The sequence below is a fragment of the Bradyrhizobium sp. 31Argb genome, from assembly GCF_043638955.1.
Classification (GTDB): Bacteria; Pseudomonadota; Alphaproteobacteria; order Rhizobiales; family Xanthobacteraceae; genus Bradyrhizobium.
In genome coordinates this window covers 1-8,791 of record NZ_JBEGDB010000317.1, presented here as the reverse complement: position 1 = coordinate 8,791, position 8,791 = coordinate 1, and the positions used below count along the sequence as shown (strand labels likewise).

7 protein-coding genes are annotated in these 8,791 nt (G+C 63.9%); 4 read left to right on the top strand and 3 right to left on the bottom strand.

Annotation, left to right across the window (positions count from 1 at the left end; translation table 11 throughout):
• Positions 1–415 precede the first annotated feature (415 nt).
• From AAFX91_RS35770 to AAFX91_RS35760, 3 genes are read left to right on the top strand one after another with little or no spacing between them, the layout of a single operon-like run.
• Positions 416–2,020, top strand: coding sequence for a carboxyl transferase domain-containing protein (locus AAFX91_RS35770; protein WP_130583050.1), 1,605 nt, complete (start codon positions 416–418; stop codon positions 2,018–2,020).
• Between the two features lie 2 nt (positions 2,021–2,022).
• Positions 2,023–4,023, top strand: coding sequence for an acetyl/propionyl/methylcrotonyl-CoA carboxylase subunit alpha (locus tag AAFX91_RS35765; RefSeq protein WP_130583051.1), 2,001 nt, complete (start codon positions 2,023–2,025; stop codon positions 4,021–4,023).
• Complete coding sequence (locus AAFX91_RS35760; protein WP_130583052.1) at positions 4,023–4,922, top strand: hydroxymethylglutaryl-CoA lyase; 900 nt, start codon at positions 4,023–4,025, stop codon at positions 4,920–4,922. The genes AAFX91_RS35765 and AAFX91_RS35760 overlap by 1 nt, the downstream gene beginning before the upstream one ends.
• A 187-nt stretch (positions 4,923–5,109) precedes the next feature.
• On the opposite strand, the gene AAFX91_RS35755 is transcribed toward AAFX91_RS35760, so the two are convergent.
• The 3 genes from AAFX91_RS35755 to dctP are packed head-to-tail and all read right to left on the bottom strand — an operon-like array spanning position 5,110 to position 8,038.
• Entirely contained in the window at positions 5,110–6,468 is a 1,359-nt protein-coding gene (locus tag AAFX91_RS35755) for a TRAP transporter large permease (RefSeq protein WP_130583053.1), read from the bottom strand.
• Positions 6,465–7,019 (bottom strand): TRAP transporter small permease, encoded by a 555-nt coding sequence (locus tag AAFX91_RS35750; RefSeq protein WP_130583054.1) that lies wholly within the window; start codon positions 7,017–7,019, stop codon positions 6,465–6,467. Before AAFX91_RS35750 ends, AAFX91_RS35755 begins: the two co-directional genes overlap by 4 nt.
• Positions 7,016–8,038: a TRAP transporter substrate-binding protein DctP gene (gene dctP, locus AAFX91_RS35745; protein ID WP_394569663.1), complete on the bottom strand. Its 1,023-nt coding sequence runs from the start codon at positions 8,036–8,038 to the stop codon at positions 7,016–7,018. The genes AAFX91_RS35750 and dctP overlap by 4 nt, the downstream gene beginning before the upstream one ends.
• A gap of 322 nt (positions 8,039–8,360) precedes the next feature.
• On the opposite strand from dctP, the gene AAFX91_RS35740 reads away from it, so the two are divergent.
• The gene (locus AAFX91_RS35740) at positions 8,361–8,606 is read left to right on the top strand and encodes a pentapeptide MXKDX repeat protein (RefSeq protein WP_130583056.1); all 246 of its coding nucleotides are present in this window, start codon (positions 8,361–8,363) and stop codon (positions 8,604–8,606) included.
• Positions 8,607–8,791: the final 185 nt, after the last annotated feature.

Genomic DNA, 8,791 nt, shown 5'->3' with positions numbered 1-8,791 from the left:
ATCATGCGCTCCGTCTATCAAACGGAGCAGCCCCTTCCAACTAAGCACGTGGTCCCACAATCGGGGTCCATTTCAGTGAGCCGATCGTGCGCGCCATCGGGGCCCTCGCAGGAGCGTTGGAGAAGTGCAGAAACAAGCGAACGATCGTACGTTTATAGTCAGAAAATCAAGCGAAATCAATGCGCTATAACTTTGGTAATCGCTCAAGGTCGAGCTTCTTGAGACACCGATAAAAAAACGTATGATCGTTTCGTTATAAACCCAAAGCGATGGGAGGATTCATGGCCTCGAATCCGGCGGTGGCGGCAAATTTCGCAAGGCGGGATCATCCGGCTTGGGCGGCTGAGCCTATCGCGCGATAGGCTGCGATATTCTAGTTTGAAGATTGTCCAAACACGCGGCAGAAAAGCGCAACATGCAGCTTCATTCCACGATCGATCCCAAATCCCAGGAATTTTCCCGCAATGCCGAGGTGATGCGCGGCCTTGTCGCCGAGCTCCGCGACAGGCTCGGCCAGGTTGCGGGCGGCGGAGGCGAGGCGTCCCGCATCAGGCATACGTCGCGCGGCAAGATGCTGGCGCGCGACCGCGTCGACCTCCTGGTCGATCCCGGCACCGCGTTCCTGGAACTGTCGCCGCTTGCGGCCAATGGCCTCTATGGCGGCGACGTGCATTCGGCGAGCGTGATCACCGGGGTGGGGCGCATTGCGGGCCGCGAATGCATCATCGTCGCCAATGATGCCACCATCAAGGGCGGCACCTATTATCCGTTGACGGTGAAGAAGCACCTGCGCGCCCAGGATATCGCGCGGCAGAACAATCTGCCCTGCGTCTACCTGGTCGATTCCGGCGGCGCCTTCCTCCCGATGCAGGACGATATTTTTCCGGACGAGCGGCATTTCGGCCGCATCTTCTACAACCAGGCGCAGATGTCGGCAGCGGGCATTCCACAGATCGCGATCGTGATGGGCTCCTGCACCGCGGGCGGCGCCTATGTGCCGGCGATGTCGGACGAGAGCATCATCGTGCGCAATCAAGGCACGATCTTCCTCGGCGGTCCGCCGCTGGTGAAGGCCGCGACCGGCGAGGTCGTCACCGCCGAGGAACTCGGCGGCGCCGACGTGCATTCGCGGCAATCCGGCGTCACCGACCATTACGCGCAGAACGATGCGCACGCGATCGGCATTGCCCGGCGTATCGTCGCCACATTGAAGCCGCCGTCGCGCGCCGCGCTCAACATGCGCGAGCCGCGCGAGCCGCTCTATCCGGCCGAGGATATCTATGGCGTGGTCTCCTCCGACGGCCGCAAGCCGTTCGACGTTCACGACATCATCGCGCGGATCGTCGACGGCTCCGAATTCGACGAGTTCAAGCGGCTCTACGGCACGACGCTGATCTGCGGCTTTGCCCATATCTGGGGCTTCCCGGTCGGCATCATCGCCAATAACGGCATCCTGTTCAGCGAAAGCTCGCTCAAGGGCGCGCACTTCATCGAACTGTGCTGCCAGCGCGGCATCCCGCTGGTGTTCCTGCAGAACATCACCGGCTTCATGGTCGGCAAGAAATACGAGGCCGGCGGCATTGCGCGCGACGGCGCCAAGCTCGTCACTGCGGTCGCCACCGCCGGCGTGCCGAAATTCACCGTCGTGATCGGCGGCTCCTACGGCGCCGGCAATTACGGCATGTGCGGGCGCGCCTACAGCCCGCGCTTTCTCTGGTTGTGGCCGAACGCCCGCATCTCGGTGATGGGCGGCGAGCAGGCCTCGATGGTGCTGAGCCAGGTCCGGCGCGACAATATCGAGGCCAAGGGCGACACCTGGTCGGTGGAGGAAGAGGAGAAGTTCCGGGCGCCCATCCGCGCGCAATATGAGAGCCAGGGCAATCCCTATTACGCCACCGCGCGGCTCTGGGACGACGGCGTGATCGATCCCGCCGACACGCGTCTCGTGCTCGGCCTCGGTCTCTCGGCCGCCGCCAATGCGCCGATCGAGCCGACGAAATTCGGCCTGTTCAGGATGTGACGATGGACCGCTCAAAGCTCTACCGGCGTTTTCGCACCCTGCTGATCGCCAACCGCGGCGAGATCGCAGCCCGCGTGATCCGCACCGCCAAGGCCATGGGCCTGCGCACCGTCGCGGTCTATTCCGAAGCCGACCGTGACGCCCTGCATGTCGCGCTCGCCGACGAGGCCGTGCTGCTGGGTCCGGCACGGGCGCGCGACAGCTATCTCAACATCCAGCGCGTGATCGAAGCGGCGCGCGAGACCGGCGCCGAGGCTGTTCATCCCGGCTACGGCTTCTTGTCCGAGAACGCTGAATTCGCACAGGCCTGCCTCGAGGCAGGGCTGGTGTTCGTCGGCCCGACCGCCGAGATGATGAATGCGATGGGTTCGAAGTCCGGCTCCAAGGCGCTGATGGAGAAGGCTGATGTCCCGCTGGTGCCGGGCTATCATGGCGAGGCCCAGGACGAGGCGACGCTGGCGAACGCCGCCGAGCGTATTGGTTTCCCGGTGCTGGTGAAGGCCTCCGCCGGCGGCGGCGGCCGCGGCATGCGGGTGGTGAATTCGGCGGCCGAGCTGTCGGCTGCGATCGTCAGCGCCAAGCGCGAGGCCAAGGCGGCGTTCGGCGACGACCGCATGCTGATCGAGAAATACGTCCAGAATCCGCGCCACATCGAGGTGCAGATCATCGGCGATAGCCACGGCAATCTGCTCTCGCTATGGGAGCGCGAATGCACGCTGCAGCGCCGGCACCAGAAGGTGATCGAGGAAGCGCCGTCGCCGACGCTGAATGCCACCCAGCGCGAGACCGTCTGCGCCGCCGCGCGGAAGGCGGCCGCGGCCGTCAATTACGTCGGCGCCGGCACCATCGAATTCGTCTCCGACGGCAAGGACGTGTTCTTCATCGAGATGAACACGCGCCTGCAGGTCGAGCATCCCGTCACGGAACTGATCACCGGCGTCGATCTCGTCGAATGGCAGCTCCGGGTCGCTTTCGGCGAAAAGCTGCCGCTGAGCCAGAACGAAATCAAACTTAACGGTCACGCCATCGAGGCGCGGGTTTATGCGGAAAATCCGCAGAAGAATTTCATGCCCTCGGTCGGACGCATCAAGACCTGGCGCACGCCGCAAGAGGGTGACGGCTTGCGCATCGACTCCGGCTATCGCAGCGGCGATAACGTCTCGCCATACTATGACGCGATGCTGGCCAAGGTGATCGCGTGGGCGCCGACGCGCGAGGTCGCGATCGAAAAGCTCAATCGCGGGCTCCAAGAGACCGATGTTCGCGGCATCGTCACCAACATCCCGTTCCTGTCGGCGCTGGTAACGCATCCTGCCGTGGTCGCGAATGCGATCGATACCGGCTTCATCGAGCGCGAACTGAAGAGCCTGACGGCAGAACGTGGTGCCGCCGGTGCGTTCGAGCTGTGCGCTGCAGTGGCTGCGATCTTGAATGAGGAACAGAAGGCTGCACGGAAAGAGGCGCATTCGCCGTGGCAGACGTTTGGCTGGATGCCGGTTGGCCAACGGCAGCGGGTGTTCTCGTTCCGGCAGGGGCAGGGCGCGGAACAGAAGGTGACGCTGCGCTATGGCAACGGGCCGTCGACGGTGTCGGTCGGCGATCGCGAGTTCGCGCTGGCGCCGTCCGGGGTTGACGGATTTGATCTGACGCTCGACGGCACGAAATCCCGTGTCGTCGCCGTCATCGAGGGTCACGAGCTCTACTTGCGCACCCGCAACGGCCGCTTCGACCTGCACTGGGTCGATCCGTTCGGCGGCGAGACCGAGGAGCATGTCGGCGAGGACAAGATCGTGGCGCCGCTGCCGGGCACCGTCGTCGCCCTGCTCGCCGAGGAGGGCGCGACGTTGGAGAAGGGCGCGGCGATCCTGACACTGGAAGTGATGAAGATGGAACAGACGTTGCGCGCGCCGTATGCCGGGGTGCTGAAGAAGCTGAAATGCAAGGTGGGCGATATCGTCGGCGAGGGCGTCGAGCTCGCCGAAGTCGAACCGGTGGCCGCGTGATGAGCGACAGCGTCCGTATTGTCGAGGTCGGTCCGCGCGACGGGCTGCAGAATGAGAAGACGCCAATCAGCGTCGCCGATCGGATCGCTTTCATCGAGCGCCTGATCGGCGCCGGCCTGCCGATCGTCGAGGTCGGCGCCTTCGTGTCGCCGAAGGCGGTCCCGCAGATGGTCGGCTCCGACCAGGTGCTGCGCGGCGTGAGCCATCTTCCCGGCGAATTCCACGTGCTGGTGCCGAACGAGAAGGGCTATGAGGCCTCACAGGCCGCCGGCGCCAAGGTGATCGCGGTGTTTGCCTCGGCCTCCGAAGGTTTCTCGCGCGCCAACATCAATTGCTCGGTCGCGGAATCGATCGAGCGGTTCAACCCGGTGCTGGCGCGCGCCAAGGCCGATGGCATCAAGGTGCGCGGCTATATCTCCTGCGTGCTCGGCTGCCCCTTCGACGGCGAGGTCAAGCCGCAGGCGGTTGTCGACGTCGCCAGGACGTTGTGGGACCTCGGCTGCTACGAGATCTCGCTAGGCGACACCATCGGCGTCGGCACGCCGGTCAAGGCGCGGCACCTGATGCGCGCGGTCGCGGGCGAGGTACCGGCACAAAATCTCGCGATGCATTTCCATGACACCTACGGCCAGGCGCTCGCCAACCTCTACGCCGGCATGGAGGAGGGCGTCCGCGTCATCGATTCCGCCGCCGGCGGCCTCGGCGGCTGCCCCTACGCCCCCGGCGCGACCGGCAACGTCGCAACTGAGGACGTCGTCTACATGCTCGAAGGCATGGGCATCAAAACCGGCGTCGACATGGAGAGGTTGCTCGCCGCGACGAACGAAGTCAGCCGCCTGCTCGGCCGCCCGCCGGTGAGCCGCGTCGCCAATGCGCTGAACGCGAAGAAGAAACGCTAACTTCGTAGGGTGGGCAAAGCGAAGCGTGCCCACCATCCGCACTCCGCAAGAAGTGGTGGGCACGCTTCGCTTTGCCCACCCTACAACTGACCGCCGTCATTGCGAGCGAAGCGAAGCAATCCATCTCGCCGCTTGCGTCCGTGGAAGCAATGGATTGCTTCGCTTCGCTCGCAATGACGGATGAGAGTTACCGCACGCCCTCCAGTCCCATCACGAGATCCGGCAGCCATGTCGAGATCCCCGGGAAGAAGCAGAGCAGCAGCACCGCGAGCATCATCAGGAGCACGAACGGCAGCGTGCCCCAGATCACCTCGCTCAAGGGGATATCAGGCGCGACGTTGCGGATGACGAAGATGTTCAGCCCCACCGGTGGATGGATCAGGCCCATCTCCATCACGATGGTCATCACCACGCCGAACCAGATGATGTCGAAATTGGCGGCGCGGAGCGGCGGCAGGATGATCGGCGCGGTCATCAGGATGATCGAGACCGGCGGCAGGAAGAAGCCGAGCACGACGACCATGAGCAGGATCGCGACGAGCAATTCCCAGCGCGGCAAGTGCATCGCGACGATCGCCTCCGCGGCCGATTGCGAGATGTGCAGGTAGCTCATCACGTAGGAATAGAGCAGCGACATGCCGATGATCATCATCAGCATGGTCGACTCGCGGATGGTGGATTTCAGGATCGGCTCGAGGTCGCTCGGCTTCCAGACGCTGTAGATCACCGCGATCAGCCCGAGCGCCAACAGTCCGCCGAGGCCGGCGGTCTCCGACGGCGTCGCATAGCCGCCATAGAGTGCGATCATCACGCCGGTCAACAGCAGCACGAACGGCAGCACCCGCGGGAGCGCATTGAAGCGGTCGGCCATCGTGAACTCGTCGCGCTGCAGGATTGCGGAGTCCGTACCGGTCGCGTCATAGGCGGCACGCGCGGCCGCATACTCTTTACGGAAACGGAACACCGCGTAGACGCCGAACAGCGTCACCAGCAAGAGGCCCGGCCCGATGCCGGCGAGGAACAGGCGTCCCAGCGATTTCTCCGCCGCGACCGCGAACAGGATCATGGTGATCGAGGGCGGCAGCAGGATGCCGAGCGTGCCGCCGGCGGCGATGATCCCTGCGGCAAAGCCGCCAGAATAGCCGCGCTTGCGCATCTCGGGAATGCCGGCCGAGCCGATCGCCGAGCAGGTCGCGGGCGAGGATCCCGCCATCGCCGCAAACAGCGCGCAGGCGAACACGTTGGCCACGCCAAGCCCGCCGGGCACGCGATGCAGCCATGCGTGCAGGGCCGAATAGAGATCCTGGCCCGCGCGGGATTTGCCGATCGCCGCGCCCTTCAGGATGAACAGCGGGATCGACAGCAGCGTGATCGAGGCCATTTCCTCGTAGACGTTCTGCGTCACGGTATCGAGCGAGGCGGTCGGCATGTAGATCGCCATGAACACGACCGCGACCGCGCCCAAAGCAAATGCAATGGGCATGCCCGAGAACATCGCAAACAGGGTGGCAAGCCCGTAACTGATGCCGATCCCAAGCACGGTCATCGGCGTGCGCCACCGATCAGGGGAATGATGATCTGCAGCAGGAGCTGCAGGCACAGCAGCGTCATGCCGAACGCCATCAGCACGTAGGGAATCGCGAGTGGCGGCGACCACATCGAGTTCGAGACCTGGCCATCGACATAGGCCTCATGCGCCAATGTCCAGGACTTCCACGCAAAGAAGGCGCAGAAGGCGAGGCTAGCGACATCGACCAGCCACAGCCTGATGCGATTGGCGAGCGGCGACATCAGCCCGACGAAAGCCTCGATGCTGACATGGCCGCGCTGGGCTTGCACATAGGCGGCCGTCATGAAGGTCGCGCCGACCAGGAGGAACACCGCGGCCTCGTCCTGCCAGTAGTTCGGGCTGTGAAACAAAGCGCGGCCGAGCACGCTGTAGCTCAGGATCACGCAAGCCGCGATCAGCGCGATGGACGCGAAGACGACGATGATGTTGTTGCAGATGCCAAGCCCGCGTGACAGCGCCGCCACGAGTACATTGCCCGTGACGGCGGTCTGGCGTTCGGCTTGATCCGCGACCGGACCATGCATCATGCGGCGACGTCGCTTGCGAGCTTCAACAGGTTGGCAGCCGTCGCGGTTTTAGCACCATAGTCCTTCCAGGCGGTATCGCGCGCAATGTCGCGCCACTTGTTGACGGTGGTTGCGTCAAGCGCGCTGACCTTGGCGCCGGCCTTCTCGTAGACCTTGGCGACCTCGACATCGTCGTCCTGCGCGCCCTTCTTGCCGAAGGCCTCAAGCTCGGCGCCGACGGCAAGGATGATGTCCTGCTGCTTCTTCGGCAGTTTGTCGAAGATCGCCTTCGACATCATCAGGGGCTCCAGCATGAACCAGTAGGAGGTGCCGGCGCCCGAGGTGAGCGATTTCGCGACTTCTTCGAGGCGGAAGGAGATCAGGCTGGTGGAGGAGGTGATGCCGGCATCGCAGGCCCCGGTCTGCATCGCCGCATAGAGCTCGTTGGAAGGCACCGACAGCACGGCCGCGCCGGCCGTCTGCAGCACCATGTCCAGCTCGCGGGAGCCGCCGCGCACCTTCATGCCCTTGGCGTCCTCGGGCGCCACGATCGGCTTGGAGCGGCTGGCGACGCCGCCGGCCTGCCAAACCCAGGTCAGGAGGATGATGCCCTTGTCTGCCAGGAAGTTGGAGAGCGCCTTGCCGACCGGTTCCTTCTTCCAGCGAAGGCCCTGGTCGTAGGTCGTGACCAGGCCCGGCATCAGGCCGATATTGGTCTCCGGCAGTTCGCCGCCGGCATAGGGCATCGGGTAGAGGCTGATGTCGAGCGCGCCCTTGCGCATGGCCGAGAACTGCGCGTTGGTCTTGATCAGCGAGGAATTCGGATAAACTTCGGCTGATATCTCGCCGCCCGAGCGCTTCGCCACCTCGGCGGCGAACATCCGGCACAGCCGGTCGCGGAAATCGCCCTTGTCGATGGTCCCGCCGGGGAACTGGTGCGAGATTTTCAGCGTGGTCGCGGCATGGGCGGTACCGATGCCGAAGCGCAGGACCGCGGGCGCGGCAAGCGCCGAGGCAAAGAGGTGGCGGCGAGTGAGCATAAAGTTTCTCCCATTGGAAAGGCTGTTCTTGATTGGCGATAAGGCGGAACTTGAGGGCCGCATTTAGGCGAACTTTGCCAGAATTTTCTCTAGTCTGATAGTTTGAGGCGGCCCGGTGCATTGGCGCCAAGCGTCACACCAGGGGCGGGTATTGCTGCACCGCACACTGCGGCCGATGGCTGCAGGTGCCTGATTTTCGGGCAACTCCGGTCCGCACGCCCCTTCAAGACTTTGTGAGGGAGTAACAAGGGCCGTTCCGGCCGCGTCGAGGTGAGAGCGGCAGACGTCGCTCCATGATCAACCCTCAGCAAGGATGACCACCATGACCTTCTCGACCCGTATCGGCCTCGGCGTCTCCGCCGCTCTCGTTGCCGTCAGCGTCGCGCTCTCGCCCGCAGCCTTTGCTCAGGACAAGATGGGCAAGGACGACGCCATGAAGAAAGACACGATGTCCAAGGATGCCATGTCCAAGGATGCCATGTCGAAGCATGACGGCATGAAGAAAAGCGACGGGATGATGAAGAAGGACGATGCGATGAAGAAAGACGACGGCATGAAGAAGAACTGATCGCCGTCTCGTCTTCACCGCGCGCGGCGCGCGGCGAGGGCACTATGCCAAGGTGCGTAGCCCGGGTGGCGCGGAACGCGCAACCCGGGACATTTTCATTAAGGTCTATGGAGTGCCCCCCAAAAGTGAGACACGGGAAATTAGGGACAGTTCTCTAACGGAGAACGTATGCCCAACAAATCCCC